At 42.5% G+C, this 16,842-nt stretch carries 16 protein-coding genes; 3 read left to right on the forward strand and 13 right to left on the reverse strand.

The genetic code is table 11. The annotated features are described in order from the left end of the window. Positions 1–19: 19 nt before the first annotated feature. Both GJV22_RS01725 and GJV22_RS01730 read right to left on the reverse strand, forming a co-directional pair. A complete protein-coding gene (locus GJV22_RS01725; RefSeq protein WP_163707780.1) occupies positions 20–859 on the reverse strand; it encodes an endonuclease/exonuclease/phosphatase family protein in 840 nt (279 codons plus the stop codon). Then, entirely contained in the window at positions 849–1,829 is a 981-nt protein-coding gene (locus tag GJV22_RS01730) for an alpha/beta hydrolase (RefSeq protein WP_163707783.1), read from the reverse strand. The genes GJV22_RS01725 and GJV22_RS01730 overlap by 11 nt, the downstream gene beginning before the upstream one ends. A 125-nt stretch (positions 1,830–1,954) precedes the next feature. On the opposite strand from GJV22_RS01730, the gene GJV22_RS01735 reads away from it, so the two are divergent. After that, positions 1,955–2,488, forward strand: a complete 534-nt coding sequence (locus GJV22_RS01735; protein ID WP_163707786.1) for a DUF3124 domain-containing protein — start codon at positions 1,955–1,957, stop codon at positions 2,486–2,488. Here the strand turns inward: GJV22_RS01735 and GJV22_RS01740 are convergent. The 6 genes from GJV22_RS01740 to GJV22_RS01765 all read right to left on the reverse strand — a co-directional run bounded on the left by GJV22_RS01740 (position 2,485) and on the right by GJV22_RS01765 (position 10,315). After that, complete coding sequence (locus tag GJV22_RS01740; RefSeq protein WP_163707788.1) at positions 2,485–4,131, reverse strand: SulP family inorganic anion transporter; 1,647 nt, start codon at positions 4,129–4,131, stop codon at positions 2,485–2,487. The genes GJV22_RS01735 and GJV22_RS01740 overlap by 4 nt on opposite strands. Positions 4,132–4,315: 184 nt before the next feature. Next, a complete protein-coding gene (locus GJV22_RS01745) occupies positions 4,316–4,705 on the reverse strand; it encodes a hypothetical protein (RefSeq protein WP_163707791.1) in 390 nt (129 codons plus the stop codon). A gap of 519 nt (positions 4,706–5,224) precedes the next feature. Next, positions 5,225–6,484 (reverse strand): DUF819 family protein, encoded by a 1,260-nt coding sequence (locus tag GJV22_RS01750; protein WP_163707794.1) that lies wholly within the window; start codon positions 6,482–6,484, stop codon positions 5,225–5,227. A gap of 162 nt (positions 6,485–6,646) precedes the next feature. Next, positions 6,647–8,665, reverse strand: a complete 2,019-nt coding sequence (gene uvrB, locus GJV22_RS01755; protein ID WP_163707797.1) for an excinuclease ABC subunit UvrB — start codon at positions 8,663–8,665, stop codon at positions 6,647–6,649. A gap of 48 nt (positions 8,666–8,713) precedes the next feature. Further along, the gene (locus tag GJV22_RS01760; protein ID WP_163707800.1) at positions 8,714–9,706 is read right to left on the reverse strand and encodes an endonuclease/exonuclease/phosphatase family protein; all 993 of its coding nucleotides are present in this window, start codon (positions 9,704–9,706) and stop codon (positions 8,714–8,716) included. A 9-nt stretch (positions 9,707–9,715) separates the two neighbouring features. Then, entirely contained in the window at positions 9,716–10,315 is a 600-nt protein-coding gene (locus tag GJV22_RS01765) for an HAD family hydrolase (RefSeq protein ID WP_163707804.1), read from the reverse strand. 105 nt (positions 10,316–10,420) lie between these two features. On the opposite strand from GJV22_RS01765, the gene GJV22_RS01770 reads away from it, so the two are divergent. Continuing rightward, positions 10,421–10,807 carry a hypothetical protein gene (locus tag GJV22_RS01770; RefSeq protein WP_163707807.1) on the forward strand — a complete coding sequence of 129 codons (387 nt, stop codon included), beginning with the start codon at positions 10,421–10,423 and terminating at the stop codon, positions 10,805–10,807. Between the two features lie 56 nt (positions 10,808–10,863). Here the strand turns inward: GJV22_RS01770 and GJV22_RS01775 are convergent, their stop codons facing one another. The 4 genes from GJV22_RS01775 to map all read right to left on the reverse strand — a co-directional run bounded on the left by GJV22_RS01775 (position 10,864) and on the right by map (position 14,977). After that, on the reverse strand, positions 10,864–12,156 hold the full coding sequence (locus GJV22_RS01775; RefSeq protein WP_163707812.1) for an aminotransferase class I/II-fold pyridoxal phosphate-dependent enzyme: 1,293 nt from the start codon (positions 12,154–12,156) through the stop codon (positions 10,864–10,866). 180 nt (positions 12,157–12,336) lie between these two features. After that, the gene (locus GJV22_RS01780) at positions 12,337–12,720 is read right to left on the reverse strand and encodes a co-chaperone GroES (protein ID WP_163707815.1); all 384 of its coding nucleotides are present in this window, start codon (positions 12,718–12,720) and stop codon (positions 12,337–12,339) included. 108 nt (positions 12,721–12,828) lie between these two features. Further along, positions 12,829–14,133, reverse strand: a complete 1,305-nt coding sequence (locus GJV22_RS01785; protein ID WP_163707818.1) for a sensor histidine kinase — start codon at positions 14,131–14,133, stop codon at positions 12,829–12,831. Positions 14,134–14,206: 73 nt separating this feature from the next. Further along, positions 14,207–14,977: a type I methionyl aminopeptidase gene (gene map / locus GJV22_RS01790; protein ID WP_163707821.1), complete on the reverse strand. Its 771-nt coding sequence runs from the start codon at positions 14,975–14,977 to the stop codon at positions 14,207–14,209. Positions 14,978–15,157: 180 nt separating this feature from the next. Here map and GJV22_RS01795 point away from each other — a divergent pair, with 180 nt between their 5' ends. Then, complete coding sequence (locus GJV22_RS01795; protein ID WP_163707824.1) at positions 15,158–15,892, forward strand: acyl-[acyl-carrier-protein] thioesterase; 735 nt, start codon at positions 15,158–15,160, stop codon at positions 15,890–15,892. Here the strand turns inward: GJV22_RS01795 and miaA are convergent, their stop codons facing one another. Further along, positions 15,893–16,819, reverse strand: coding sequence for a tRNA (adenosine(37)-N6)-dimethylallyltransferase MiaA (gene miaA / locus GJV22_RS01800; protein ID WP_163707827.1), 927 nt, complete (start codon positions 16,817–16,819; stop codon positions 15,893–15,895). Positions 16,820–16,842: the final 23 nt, after the last annotated feature.

Raw genomic sequence — 16,842 nt, forward strand, 5'->3', positions numbered from 1 at the left:
CAACAGCGAAAACTTTAAACTACTTAAACCAAAGCTCTACATAAACCGGCAGGTGATCCGAAGGATACTTTTGGTCATACGAATCAGTCAACACGCCATATTTGCGAACAGCCGTAACTTTCCGGTTCACAAAAATGTAATCAATCCGGTTTTGCAACGGACTATTAAAATCGAATCCGTTGAATGTCCCCACCGGACCATATGGCTCTGCCTCCGACATATCCCGGGTGTCGTGCATTTTGCGCATTAACCATTTCATCGGGTCGGTGTCGGGTGTCAGGTTGAAATCACCTGTCAGGATAACCGGAAGCTTGTCATCATTCAATTCTTTAATCTTGTCGAAAATAAGCTTTGCCGCCTCCTTTCTTGCTTCATCACCAACATGGTCGAAATGGGTGTTGAAGACCCAGAAATTCCGGCGACCATCGTACTCTTCCAACTTAATATAGGTACAAATCCGGGGCAAAGCGGCATCCCAACCTTTACTTGGTATCTCCGGCGTTTCGGAAAGCCAGAACCAACCTTGTTCTTTCAGCTGGAAACGTCTGGAATCATAAAATATCGGCGAATATTCACCGGCATTAATTCCGTTATCGCGGCCAACACCAACCCAATCGTAACCGGGTAGCCTAGAAGCGATGTCATTCACCTGTCCCAGCAAAGCTTCCTGCATACCAATAACATCGGGTGCGTGAAATAAAATCAAATCCGTTACCTGATTTTTGCGCAGTGGCCAGGCATTTTCGCCATCATCAGGGTTGTTGTAGCGAATATTCCAGGTCATCACTTTCAGATCGACAGCCTGAATGGTGCCGGCCAACAACACCAGCATCACAACTAACAAACTTTTATTCTTCATCGGGTTGTTCTTTTTCCTCCGTACAAAAATTGAAAGCCGGATAAGCACAATTGTGATTTCCGTCTCTGATAGTATGAATTTGCATTTTTTTGCCTTGCAGCACAAAATCATAGCAAAACTGCATGATCTCTTCAAAATATTCCGTCATTGGCGTACTTGCCACTGAATGATTTCCTCCACAGGTCGTGTGCAACCAATAAGCTTTGCCCAATTCGCGCAAACGCTCGGCCATGGAATACGAACCGTGCAAAACCAGGTAGCCCGGGCTTTCTTCCGAACAATAATGATGCGGAGCAGTACTGTAAGGGACCAAATCATCACAAGTCCCGTGGAAAAACATGGCCGGCACAGCAGAATCTTCGTAGATCGCATTGATGTCAGGAATCGCTCCGGCCATCCCAATTACCCCGGCATACGAAACCGGTCCCGAGTCGAGACCATAACAATAGGGCGGCTGGAAAGCCGCATTCAGCACTGTTTCGGCTCCGGCACTGCTCCCTGCCAAAATAATTTTATGCGGATCGATACCAAACTGCTCCCAACGTTCAATCAAAAAATAGGTAGCATCCTGTAAATCATCGACTGCCGCCTGAAAAGTCTTTAGTTTCTCCGTCGCCGGACACTCACAGCCCAAGCCGGTTGTTGTTCCTTTTCTAGTCAAACGATAACTTATCGAAACTGCCACATAACCATGCTCGGCTATTTTCTTACAAAATTCACGGATTTCCTCGCTATCCCTTACGCCTCCGGAAAAACCACCTCCGTGCACATAGAGAACAACGGGCCGATCGTCTTTCGCGTCAAAAGCAGGTTGATATAAATCCAGATCAAGCGTAAAACTGTCTTTCTCTGCATAGGTGTAGGTATCCACCAAGGCAGAATCTACAATTTGCTCTTTGTAACGTTCCTGAGCAAATGTAATTTGCACAGAAAAAAACAGAACGAGGATGAGGTGAAAGATGTATTTCATGTTAAACATTATGGATGTTGATCAAGGTTAAGTGTGTATACTTTGCTAATTTAGAAAAAAATCCGGCGGTGTCAATCATCTGCTTTTAATGACAAAATACCGAACGGAATCATAAATTGAAGTCGATGAAAGCAAATTACTTATTATTGATCGTCCTTTTTTTCCTCCTTTCTTGCCAATCGGGTAAAAAAGAGGAAAATCTCAAAAAAATGAATCACCCCAGTCATCAATATACTTTTGTTGATCTGGGATCGGAAGCTGTGGGCTATTTGGAAATAGACTACATTCCCATTTATTCTGATATCTACCACATCGACGGAACCAAACGCTTCTTGTTGACTTCAACTCTGAGCATTCGAAACACATCGCTGACCGACACCGTGTATGTTTTCGGCGCCGACTACAACGACTCTTACGGCAAACTGTTGCGGAAATATACGGATTCAACCATCTCATTGAAACCGCTCGAATCAATTGAATTTGTCGTGGAACATAAAGAAGACCAAGGCGGTGCCGGAGCCAGCTTTTTGGTCGAATGGGGAGCCGACAAAAATGCCAGTCAGTTGCTTATTCAGGCGGTAATGACCGGAACAAGCAACCAGCAGGGACTTTCATTTTTAACGGAAGCCAAAATTATCAAGCAAGAATTTCGTAACTAAGCAGTCTTTGTTCTCAAACATTCCGAGGCTTTAAGCAAAGCCCGGTCGAAAGAAGGCAAAACATTTTCGCTGGAAATGAAATTGAAAAGCTTTCCTTTTTCCAAATCCTTCAGAACTTCGGGTCGAACGCCCGATAGAAATACGACGGCACCACTTTGCTGTATTTCTTTCACAACATCTTTTAGATTATGCAGCCCTGTTGAATCGATAAAAGGGACGTGCCGCATGCGAATAATTAACACGTCCGATTTCAAACCAATCGTTCTTAGGGTCGAGCTATACTGTTTGGCTGAAGCAAAAAAGAAAGGTCCGCTAATCTCATAAATACCTAACTCCTTTGGCAAATCGCCGTAGTTCTCCAAAATATCCGAGTCAACCTCAAATTCAGCTTTTGCTCCGGCATCAGCCATCCGCTTCATGAATAACAAAGCAGACAATACAATACCTATTTCGATGGCAAAAGTAAGATCGACCAGAACGGTCAGCAAAAAAGTAACCAGTAAAATCAGAATGTCGAAAGCGGAGCCTTTCAGAATAGAAACAAAAGAACGCCACTCACTCATATTATAAGAAACAACAATCAGAATACCTGCCAGACAAGACATGGGGATCAATTTAGCCCATTGTCCGAAGAATAACATGATAAACAATAAAGTAAGGGCGTGAATCGCGCCTGAAATTGGGGTTCGACCGCCGTTTTTCACATTGGTGGCAGTACGGGCAATAGCTCCGGTAGCTGGAATACCACCAAAAAACGGCGTAACAACATTGGCAATTCCCTGCGCGATCAATTCGGTGTTCGAGCGGTGATTCGCGCCAATCATCCCATCGCTCACAACTGCCGAAAGCAAACTTTCGATTCCTCCTAAAAGGGCAATGGTCAAAGCCGGAGCAAAATATACATGTATCTGGCTGAAATCAATACTTGGAAAAGTCAAACTGATCGTTTGCGGGATATCTCCAAAAACGGTTTCAATAGTTGATACCGGCAATTTAAAAAACTGCACAACGGCAGTCACCAAAATAATCGCCACAAAGGAGCCCGGAATCTTGTTGCTGATCTTTTTAAAATATACTGAAATTAAAATTGTAACAACTGTAATAATTAAAGCCGTTGGGTTAATTTGATCCAGATTGGAAAAATAAGTGCCCCACTTCGGCAAAAACTCAGAAGGTAGTTTATCCAAATGCAACCCCAATGCGTCTTTTACTTGGGTGGTAAAAATTACCAATGCGATACCACTAGTAAAACCAACAACCAACGGTTGTGGAATAAATTTCAACAGAGAGCCCAATTTCAGTAAGCCGAAAATAATCAGGATTACACCGGCCAGCATCGTTGAGATCATTAACCCATCAATACCATAGGTTTGCAGAATACCGTAAACAATCACAATAAAGGCTCCGGTCGGACCGCCAATCTGCACACGGCTTCCCCCAAGCAGTGAAATGATGAAACCAGCGACAATAGCCGTAATCAACCCTTTCTCAGGAGAGACACCTGATGCCACTGCAAATGCAATGGCTAGTGGTAAAGCAACGATGCCGACAATGATGCCGGCAAATAAATCTTTAGAAAACTGATCTTTGGAATATCCTTGTTTGAGTACACTCAGCAATTTCGGATAAAACACCTTATTCATAGTCCACGAATTGAAATTGAAGGTGCAAAAGTAAGTACAATGCCACGTGATTATCCTGCAAAGCAAGCTTTTTGTTGCTTATTTATATCCGATACGAATAAGACGGTAGAAATGCGCAGCAATAACAAGTCCTCTACCTAAATGGGCATGAAGCTATAAAGAGTTGATAATGCGCAATCTCAAACTAAACCTGCTTTAACTCTTGAACTAAAGTGGAAACTTGCTTAAATGATTCGCGATAACGTGTGCTGAAAAGTCCTTTAGACATTTCTTCCAATTCTTCTTTTACGTTGTCCATTGACGACAGAATTGTATTACGGAATAAAACCGCACAATTGGCACATCGCTCAGTCTGAATTCCGTCCGCAATAGCTAAGGCCTTCTGCATCTTATAGATGGAGCGACCATACTCTTTGCTAAACCGACTTTGCTGCGCTGTGGATAACAAGCGATTGATTTCTACCAGATTTTGTGAGCACACATTTCCGTTAGCCGGACAGCTAACTAATTGAATAATGTCTTCATTCAATTTTCTCTTCGCATTCTTCCCTTCTGTAAAATTTAACAACTTCATACCTTTACTTTCTTTTGGTTAATACGTCCAAATCTTTCCCTACCTGAAGTAGTTTTTAGGTTGTTCCTGAAATAAGATACAATCCAATACTTCACGAAAATATTAATATAAAATTAACCTACAAATAATTTTCAATTGTTTTTGTTTGCAGTACGGGTTAAAATAAATGCGATTATAATCAAAAAAAAGAACAGAATTCAATCCTCATAAGTCATTCAGTCACTTATTTTTGCACAAGAGTACATATTAATTTTATCAAAAAAGGTAATTTTTTTTGACATTAGAAGTGAGCACCGCGTCCTCAAAATCCAAATTCGGATGAAATTGGCTAATTGGATAACATTATCTTAAGAATTCGAACTCTTTTATTCGGAAATCAAATAAAATCCGGCTCAGTGAGCCATTGTTAGTTATCCGAAAAGAAAACGGATAATCCGAATTCATATGACTCCCGAGATTACTTCGAAGGTTTCAATAACAACCGGGGCACAACCGATCAAATTGACATTAATCGGTGGGCTATTGAGCGACCACTTGCATAATCAAGCCACAAAGCCAAGCGCCGTAGGTTCCCAAGGCATAGCCCAGTACGGCCAATAATACTCCTACCGGTGCCAACGAAGGATGGAAGGCTGCCGCTACAACGGGAGCACTGGCTGCCCCTCCAATGTTAGCTTTACTACCCACCGCAAGAAAAAAGAAGGGTGCTTTTATCGCTTTGGCCACCAGAATCATCAGAATGACATGAATCGCCATCCAAATGGCCCCAACTGCAAATAAGCCGATATTATCGAAGATCTTGGTAATATCCATTTTCATTCCGATCGTCGCGACCAACACATAAATGAAGATCGTACCGACTTTAGAAGCCCCTGCTCCTTCGTAATTCCGGAGCTTGGTAAATGACAAACCAATTCCCGCGGTTGTCGCCAAAATAATCAACCAGAAAAACTTGGACGTCAAACTAAATTTCTTCAGGTATACGGCATGCACCTCAATATATGGAGCAATGAAGTCGGCAACCAGATGTGCCAAGCCGGTTACTCCCAAACCAATTGCCAAAATAACCATCAAGTCGATTGTGCTTGGAATTCGCGCTATTCTCTGGCTAAAGTCGTGCATACTTTTTTGCAATGTTTCGACGCTGGATGCATCGGCCTTAAAAAATTTGTCAATGCGGTGCGATTTACCAACCCCGATGAGCAAAAAGGCCATCCACACCTCGGCAACGATCACATCCACAGTAATCATGATCGAATACAAATGATCTGAGGGCTTAAAGATCTCGTACATGGCCGCTTGATTCGCACCACCACCAATCCAGCTTCCGGCAATCGTAGTCAAGCCTCTCCACACTGCTTCCGGTCCGGCGCCGCCAACTAAGTTCGGACTAATAGCTGATGCAATCAAAATGGCCAACGGACCACCGATAATTACCCCCAAAGTACCGGTGAAAAACATGATCAACGCTTTGCTGCCAAGTTTAAATACTTCTTTCAGATTGATGCTGAGTGTTAGCAACACCAGGCTGGCCGGCAACAAGTAACGTGAAGCGACAAAGTACAAATTTGAATTCTCGCCATCGACAATATTGAAAGTGGTGAGCAAGCTGGGCAGAAAATAACACAGCAGCAGCATGGGTACCACTTTGTAAAATTTTGAGAAAAAGGGGTTTGTAGAATTACTGGTATAAAATATTCCTCCTAATAACAGGAGCAACAAACCTAAAGTGACGGCATCATTTTGAATCAAAGCACCAACGTGTTCTGCATTATTCATGTTAAATTGTTTTCAAAAAAATGAGGAAGCCCGGGGAAAGCTTCGATTGGATTTTCCGGTCAACTGAACTATACGGGCAAATATAGTAATATCTCAACGCGAGGCAACCACATCAGTCAGTAACCGAATTTTAACAAGAATTTATTTAATAAAACCGGCCAATTAATCCTTGCCTTTAAGTATTTGCTGCAGGCGATACATCTCGTCCCGAAGCCGGGCAGCCTCGATGAAATCGAGTTCTTTAGCAGCAGCTTCCATTTCCTTCTTGGTTTTAGTAATAGCTTTCTCGAGGGCAGGCTTACTCATGTGTGCAACAACCGGATCGGCCGCCAGATCAAGTGGAGGTTCATCCTGCGGGTAAGCCTGCGACTTATTACTGCGATATTCATAACCAATAATTTCGCGAGTCGGTTTAACAATGGCCTGAGGAGTAATGCCATGTTCTTCATTGTATTGCAACTGCCTTGCACGGCGATAATTGGTTGAGTCGATGGTCTTTTGCATCGAATCCGTGATTTTATCTGCATACATAATCACTCGACCGTTCAGGTTACGCGCTGCGCGTCCGGCAGTCTGAGTCAGTGAGCGCTCGGAACGCAAAAAGCCTTCCTTGTCCGCATCAATGATCGCTACCAGCGAAACTTCCGGCAAGTCGAGCCCTTCACGTAAAAGGTTAATTCCGACCAGCACATTGAAGACTCCCCTACGCAAATCCTCCATAATCTCAATCCGTTCCATGGTATCAATATCCGAGTGAATGTACCTAGTCTTAATTCCCATGTTAACCAAATATTTACTTAGCTCTTCAGACATTCGTTTGGTAAGCGTAGTCACCAAAACCCGTTCATTTTTATCAATGCGCAGATGAATTTCATTCATCAGATCATCAATCTGGTTCTCCGATGGACGAACTTCGATAATCGGATCGAGCAAACCTGTCGGACGAATGATCTGCTCAACAATTACACCTTCAGACCGTTCGAGCTCATAGTCGGCAGGCGTGGCACTCACAAAAAGTGTTTGATTGACGACGGTTTCAAACTCTTCAAACCTTAAAGGTCTGTTGTCGATCGCCGCCGGTAACCGGAAACCATAATCGACCAGGTTTACCTTCCGGGAATGGTCACCTCCATACATGGCTCGGATTTGCGGAACAGTCACATGACTTTCGTCCAGGATCACCAGGAAATCATCCGGAAAATAATCCAGCAAACAGAAAGGACGAGAGCCGGCATCACGACCATCGAAATAACGGGAATAATTCTCAACTCCCGGGCAATAGCCCAGTTCACGCATCATTTCCAGATCATATTCTACGCGCTCTTGAATTCGCTTGGCTTCCATCGGTTTTCCTATCTCGCGGAAAAAATCCACTTGCTTCACCATATCATCCTGAATTTGACGGATAGAAGTTTGCATCCGTTCTTTAGTCGTCACAAATATATTTGCCGGGTAAATAATTGCCTTATCCAACTTTTCAATGATACTTCCTTCAACCGGATCGAAGCTGTAAATTTCCTCAATCTCATCGCCCCAAAATACCAAACGAACCGCGTAATCGGCATAAGCCAAAAACACATCAACAGTATCGCCTTTCACCCTAAAATTACCACGTTGAAAATCGACTTCGTTGCGCGAATACAACGCATCGACTAATCGGTGCAACACCTGATTCCGATTGACAACCTCTCCCACAGAAAGCTCGGTGACATTGGCGTGAAAATCCTGTGGATTACCAATACCGTACAAACAGGAAACCGACGAAACCACCACCACATCACGTCTTCCCGAGAGCAAAGCTGATGTCGTGCTCAATCGCAGTTTTTCGATATCCTGGTTAATGGATAAATCTTTTTCAATATAAGTATCGCTGGAAGGCAAATAAGCTTCGGGCTGGTAATAATCGTAATACGAAACGAAATATTCGACCGAATTTTCGGGAAAGAACTGTTTCATCTCGCCATACAATTGAGCTGCCAGCGTCTTATTATGGCTTAGAATTAAAGTTGGTCGCTGCACCTTTTCAATTACGTTAGCCATGGTAAAGGTTTTCCCCGAGCCTGTCACACCAAGCAAGGTTTGAAAACGAACTCCCTGCTCAATACCTTCGGCAATCTGCCGAATAGCTTCGGGCTGGTCCCCCATCGGTTTGTATGGCGCTACAACTTTTAGTTCTTTCATAATTCAATTTCAAATTCCAGGTTTGAATCGCATGCAACCTGAAACGCTTTATTTCTTCATTTCAAAATAAACCGGGAAATGATCGGACACACCACCATAGTAGTTGGGGCCACCATATGTCCGGTTCGGAGAAACTTCCTGTTCTTTATTAGTGTATTCCATCCAGGCCTCGCGAAAAATGTACCCGGTTGCAGGACTCACCTGAAAGCCCTTTTTATCCAGCAGATTCGATGAAACCACGAGATTATCCAACATATTCCAATTGCCCCGATAGTTATAAGTTCCCTTTTTCTCCAGAGCCAAAGGCATCATCAGATTAACCAGAGCCAAGTCACTGTCGGGGATCCCAGCGCCAAGCACTTCTTTCAGACTTTTATTCTGCGGTTCATCATTCATATCGCCGATTATTACAATGTGAGCATCGGGATCATCGGCCAAAACCTCGTCAACTTTCGCTTTCAAGGTTTCGGCTACCACCAACCGGTTGGGCTCCGATTTCTCCAAGCCTCCAATCCGCGACGGCCAGTGATTCACAAAAAAGTGGAAATCTTCCTTTTTAAACGTCCCATGCACATGCAAAATATCACGTGTTGCAAATCCCGGGTCAACCGGAATTGCCTCAAAGGAAATAAAATTAAACTCGACCGGGCGATACAATAAAGCAACATCAATTCCTCGTTTGTCGGGGCTGTCCTGGTGCACAATCTGATAGTCTCCCGGCACCATTGCATCTGTATTTACCAAATCGTCCAAAACCTGCCTGTTCTCAACTTCAGTCAACCCAATAATTTCTGGCAAATCATCCGGATTAATAGCCGTCAGCACACGGGCTATATCATTCAGCTTCTTCTCATAACGTTCACTCGTCCATTTTTTATCGCCTTCGGGTAAAAATTCATTATCTCTTGTATGCGGGTCATCTATTGTATCGAACAAATTTTCCACATTATAACTAACAACCGTCAAATGCCGAAACTCTTTCCCGCTCTGACAAGAAACAAAAAACAAAACAACGATCAGAACAAGCCAATTTTTATACATATCGAACTATTATTTACCGGTAGTTACTTCGTAGTATTTAGTCACGTCCACTACCATCATGCCCGCTGTTTTGGCAGCCTGAATCCCCAAAATTCCATCTTCAAAAACCAAACATTCAGCCGGATCTACTCCCATAAACTCGGCACAACGCAAAAATGTTTCCGGGTGTGGTTTATAATTTGCCACATCCTCGTAGGCCACAACAATATCGAAATATTCATCCAAAGCAATCAACTCGAGTGATTTTTTCGCCAGACGCTTTAAGCCACCTGTGCCGACCGACATGGGCAATTTACCGTGATATTTTTTGATTACCTCAACAACAGGCTCCACCGGCTTTGCTAAGTGCATGCTATTTTCATACTCTTCCTCTTTTGCATCGCCCATTTCACGTGGGTCAATATTTTTATTGAAAAGCTCATTGAGTTTCTCCACAGTTGGGTACAACGGAATACCAGCCAACTGATCAAAAAGCTCAACCGTGAAATCGATGCCGTAACGCGCAGCTGCATTCCGCCATGCAATGTAGTGAATCGGCATCGTATCCGAAATCGTTCCATCCAAATCAAAAATCAGCCCCTTGGCTTTCGGATCAATATCTATCATCATCTGTTGAAAATTTTAAATTGAAAGACAAAAATACACAAAAGCGCCCAGCTGAATCTATTTTTTACTTTACCAAAAAATTAACACATTTGTCGAAAACCAAAGAAAATGGACAGACAAATATTTTTAGGAATAACGACCAGTGCGCAATGGATTCTGTTTTTAGCTCTTTCTCTGATTATCTATTCGTGGATTGATCGAAAAAAATGGCTCCAACTGACCGGCCAAGGACTGTTCGTAGCGTTAGCACTATTTGCTGTTTGGGTGATGAATAGTGGTATAATTACCGTGCCTGAAGTCGGTGATGGAATTTCAGCGCCCGCAGAGGCTCGTGCCTTAACTTTCTTTTTAGGGTTGTCAATTCTTGGCGTTGTTGCCGTCATTGGCTTAGTACTGAACTACCTAAAATCGTCGGCACGAAAAATCCCTAATTTGATTTTGGTACCGGTAGGCATTTTTCTGTTTTTCATGGTTTACCAGTTGCAGCGATTATAATAAAAGCTGCTCCCCTTTCGGAAAGCAGCTTTGTTATATCTTCTAAAGCAGATTGCTTAGTTTTTCGAATCGATACAAGCGTTGTAGATCCCCTCGAACAACTCCTTGGCATCTGAAGCAGCCATCGCGGAGAAAGCGACACGAATAACGTTGTTCAAGTTGATAATACCAATACTGTATTTTTCAATCAGAATTTTACGAATGGTTTCTCCATCCAGACCGTCGGCCAGTTTCACACACATGAAATATCCGGAATTATAGGGAAGAGCGGTAAAACAAGCCTGGTATTTTTCATCATTCAAGGCTACTTTAACCGCGTCGTAGCGTTGCTTCATGATCGCATACTTCTGTGCTTTTTGTGCTTTGTAAGAAGGATCTTCAAAAGCAGACAGCAGTAAGGATTGAGAAATATTGGCTGAATTTGAAATGTTGCCCCGCACTGCTCCGGCAGTCTTAGCTTCCAAAGCAGTATATAGTTCGGCATCGCCACCTTTCACGCCGTACGATACAAAACCAACACGGAAGCCCCACACGTAATCTTCTTTGGTCGGGCCATCAATTTTCACCGCCAGTACATTTTCGTGCAAATCAGCTAAGTAGGTGAAAATACTTTGTAATTCAATGCCTTCTTCATAAACCAAACCGAAATAAGCATCGTCGCAAAAAACTACGATCTTATTTCCTTGTTCTGCTGAATCTTTAATAATCTGTGCTATTTGCTTCGCTTCAGCAATGGTTGGTGAATAACCAGTTGGGTTGTTCGGGAAATTCAAAATAACCATTTTCTTACCGATACCATCGACTTCGAGACTCGACTTGAAAGCCTCCAAATCAAGTTTATCTCCCTCGAACAATTTATATTTCTGCAATTCTGCACCATAAGCGTGATTCAAAATCAGGTTATAGTTTCCCCAAAACAAATCAGGCACAATGATCTTCTCGCCTTCATTAGCAAACAAATAACCAGCCATACTTACGCCGTGAGTTAATGCATTAGTCACAACAGGCAAGCTGATGACCTTATCGGCAAGTCTTGGATTCTTATCGTAAATCATGCTTTTCCAACGGGCACGAATATCGGGGCGGCCGAAACTCGGAGCATAAGGAAAAACAAGTGACGGATCAATATTTACCTTATTTTCAAGGCTTTCCAAGCGCATCGGCGAACCATTATCTTCTACCGCGGCGCCAATGGTCGCATTAATCCGTGTTCCTTTGGCATCAGCTGTTTGGCCAAGGATACCTTTTTTAGGGAAGAAGATATTCTTTCCCCGTTCCGAAAGTAATTCAAACACCACCGGACTTTTTTCACGAATGACTTTGTTTAACTCTTCAGCTTGTGGATTCATTATCAGAAATTTATAGACTATATATTTGTTTGTTCTTCGTAACTTTATTTCAGGGCGAAAGATATTAAAAAAACTTCAACGCAATCGACCATTCTTTTAATTTGAAAGCAAAATTGCATGTATGCCAGCAATCTGTAACCTGGGTCTTTCTTTTTCACCCTTCGAACCTATAATTTGTAACTATTTGAATAGCTCTTCATCGCGAATAATCATCAAGATTGCCGCATGTGGCAAAATAATGTACTTCTCTTTATTGAACTCAATTTCGAAACCACTTTTAGACAAATAAATCGCTAAATCGCCAACATGGGCCTGCAAGGGAACATATTTTACTTCTTCCCCCTTATCTTTCCATGGTTCATCTTCATCTGTCATTGCCGGAATAGGATAGCCCGGCCCAACTTTTACGATATACCCGCTGTGTACTTTTTCATTCTCCTGAACCGTAGGCGGCAAATATAATCCGGATTGAGTTTTGCTCACGGGACTCTTAGGCTTGATCAATACGCGATCGCCCACCATGATAAACTTTTCAAGATCTTTCTCTTCAATTACCAACGACATTGTTCTTTCTTTAAAAACAAAGATAATGCATTGGAAAGCCTATGATGGTACAAATGTTTCTGAAAGTTGAACGAAAAAAGATGCTCTTCATCAGCCTCGCGGACTGCACTAATCGACTAGTGGCAGGGTAAAGGAAATTTCAGTTCCCAGCCCCAGTGTACTTTCAGCGTGCAAACTCCCGCCGTTTTTTTGTAGAAACTCTTTTGCTAAAATCAGCCCGATACCGGTTCCCGGTTCATCCAGGGTTCCCGGAGTTGAAAAAGCAACCGATGAGTTCACCCGCATCAGATTTTCTTCAGACATGCCAACACCATTATCAGAAACAGTGATTCGCATGTTGTCTACTACTTCTTCTGCTGAAATACGAACTTCGCCTTCAGCTTTTGAGAATTTGATCGCATTGGAAACTAAAATCCGCAAAATAGCACCGGCCATATCTGCATCAGCAAAAATTTCAGAGTTACTTTTCATTTTCAAAAAGAAAGAAAGCTTCTTTTCTTCAATCAACGGGTTGAAAAGATCAATAACATCGCGGTAAACTTTCTCCAGCTTCAGCGGCTGAGGCTCATAAGAAATCGTTCCGGTTTGAGCAGTCGACCACTTCATCAGGTCGTGCATGAGCCGATAATTTTGCTCAGAAAAATTGGCCAGGCTCCGAATCAACTCCCTTTTCTGGTCTTCCTTCAAATTATCATACTCGTCATTCAAAAGACTGGCGATACCTGCAAAACTGCCCAGATGATCGCTCAGGTTATTTGAAATTAACGATACAAAATGCTCTTTATTTACTGCCAGGTTTTTGTAGCTCTGCTGGCTATGGATTAAAGAATCAGACAGCTTCTTGATACGTAGATAAAGATATTCGAATACAAACTCATTGGAATAGGCCATAATTGAAATCAGAAAGAAAACAATTCCCAACCGTATCCCTTTGCCTAAATCGTAATTGGGATACCAATCATAGTCTTTAAACAAAATGATTCCCAAAAAATTAACCAATACAAATATCATCAACAAAATCAAGCCGTTTCTTTTCCCCACGAGCAAAATAGCAGGTAAGGGAATCAGGGCCGCAAAATAAAGTCCCGTTCGGTCTATTCCTCCGGTTTGAATAAAAAAGGTCGTCAGCAACATGATTACAACCACGAAAAACATGGTCACAAACCGGAGCATTTTCTTTTCCCTGAATAAATAATACAGGACACCTCCCACTAATAAGGCTAAAGAATTGGCAATCAGAAAAGAGTAATCGCCATTGATACCGTTGTAGATAATGAATCCCACCATGAGGATGAGGAACAGATGCGAGAAAAACAGCAATAAAATACACTTCTTCTTATCCTCAAAATCGGGATAAGAATTTAGGTCTGAACTGGTTGCCAAACGCCCAAGATAACTTTTCAATTGTTTCACTACACTGTCTTATTGAATCGCTAAAATACGCCATTTACCACAACATACAATTGGAAAGTATTGAAAGATGAGATTAATACTCGCCCGAAACATCCGTTAACACCTCGTATCCATCAGAAGTAACAAGGATGGTATGTTCAAATTGCGCAGACAACTTTCCGTCGCTGGTGCGCGCAGTCCAGCCATCGAATTTATCGACACGTGTGCTTGCTCTTCCTTCATTAATCATTGGCTCAATCGTGAAAGTCATACCCGGTTGCATGATTGGCCCGGAATTGCGGCGTGCAATATGATCGACTTGAGGTGATTCATGAAAATCAATCCCGACACCATGGCCACAAAACTCGTATACAACACTAAATTTCTGAGCTTTGGCATAACGTCCGATTACAAAACCGATATTCCCGAAATGATTACCTGGACGAACCTGCTGGATTCCCAAATCCAGTGAATGTTTCGCCACTTCGATAATATTCTGAGCGGTACGGGAAATATCTCCAACAGTATACATTTTGCTGGTGTCACCATAATAACCGTTCAGGATTGTTGTGATGTCGATATTCAAGATATCACCCGATTTCAAAACCGTATTTTTGCTTGGAATTCCGTGACAAACAACCTCATTGAGTGATATGCAGGACGATTTTGGATACCCATTGTACCCCAATGTTGCTGAAATTGCACCATTGTCCTGAATAAATTCATGGATAAGATTATCAAGATATTCAGTATCCACCCCTTCTTTAACATACTCGCCAATCATAACTAAGGCGTTACCAGCCAATTGACTACTCCTACGAATACCTTCGATCTGTTCTTCCGTTTTAATAATAATATCACTCATTGATAAAAATTTGCACAAAAATGGTTATTGCTTCGTTATTTTCAAAGCTGAACAATAATTTTGTGCAAAAGTTTAAGATCAACAAGCTTATTTATTTTTATCAGATTCTGCTGCAAAAGCACTCTGGAATATATCAAATCCTATTGATCTGGTTTATTTCAGTTTAAAAATCACCCCCATATGGAAAAATATACGGAGACAATCCAAATTCAGTCCTTCCAAACAAACCATTTTGCAGAGGCCACAGTGCCCTCGATCTTCAATTTTATGCTTGAAGCTGCTTGGGCACATGCCCAAACCTTAGATTGGGGGTACGATTTATTACAAAAGAACAACATGTTTTGGGTGCTCTCGCGCATGTACGTCGAAATAAACAAGCTCCCCAAATGGCAGGACAAAATTAAGCTGAATACCTGGTCGGCCGGAACCGACGGGATGTACGCCTACCGTGAATTTATTCTCGAAAATGAAGCGGGAGAAGTCATCTTGACGGGAAACACAGCCTGGTTGATTTTGGACACTGAAAGTAAAAAGATTGTTATGCTGAGAAACCACAAGGAAACTTTTCCCCGTTTTAGCGAACAGGGGGTTTGCCGCGAGCCCAAACGTTTGCGATTCAAAAAATCGGAAGAGAGCCTTTCATTCGAACCGATTGTTTTTAGCGACATCGATGTGAATCATCATTTCAACAGTGTCAAAGCTTTGGAGCGGGTACTGGACGAGTACGGAATTGATTTCCAAAATGCATACGAACCGGCAACAATCGAAGTCAATTATTTAAAAGAAGGATTGCCCGGAGATGCTTTGGCTGTAACAAAAAATACCATTAGCAACAGTCGGTTCCAATCGGCTATTGTCCGCGAAAGTGATGCCGCCGAGCTAAGCACCTTTGAAATTGACTGGCGCAGGAAATAATTAACGGCCCAGCCACAAATTAATCTGCTCCAGTTTCTCCGACAAAGGCATATAGCCGTCCAGCCAATGGATTTTTGTCCCCTGCCGCTCCATGCGCCTAAACCAAGTCATCTGCCGTTTGGCAAACTGATGGATTGCCGTTTCCAGACCTCGGAACATTTCATCGAAAGACAACTCACCGGTAAGATGCAGCGTGAGGTGCTTGTATTCCAAACCATAATACGTCAACTGTTCCGGATTCAATCCTTTATCCAATAGCAGTTGCACTTCATCCAGCATGCCCTCATCCAAGCGCTGTTTTAAACGCTCAGTGATTCGTTTCCGTCGGCTTAAACGATCATACTTAACACCAACAACCAAGCTATTAATATCCGGCATGCTCCGGTCTACTTCGGGGTGGCTTACCAGGTAGTCTTCAATTTCAATCGCCCGGATAGCTCTTTTTTCATTGACAATATCGGTAACATTGTGCAAGTCGGGCTTGTAAGTTTTCAAAATTTCAGTCAACTCATCCAGTTTTTTGTCAGCCAGACGTTGCCGCAATTCGTCATTCAACGGAACCTGAATCAGCTTGTAATTTTTAAGGACCGACTCCAAATACAACCCACTGCCGCCGCATAAAACCGGGAATTTACCGTGAGACAGAACTTCCTCATAAGCTTTCAGAAAATCATTCTGGTATTCGAACACGTTATATTCATATCCAGCGTCAACAATATCAATCAGATGATATGGAATTGGTTTTCCATCAATTATATAATCTACTAAATCTTTCCCGGTTCCAAGATCCATACCACGGTACACTTGTCTTGAGTCTGCTGAAATCACCTCCCCATCAAGCATTTGCGCGGCATGAGTAGCCACCGTTGTTTTCCCCGAAGCCGTTGGCCCCAGAATTGTCAGCATTTGATATTTTGAATCCGGCATAGAAACAGATTTTGAGATTTACA

Source organism: Mangrovibacterium lignilyticum, assembly GCF_010882175.1.
GTDB lineage: Bacteria > Bacteroidota > Bacteroidia > Bacteroidales > Prolixibacteraceae > Mangrovibacterium > Mangrovibacterium lignilyticum.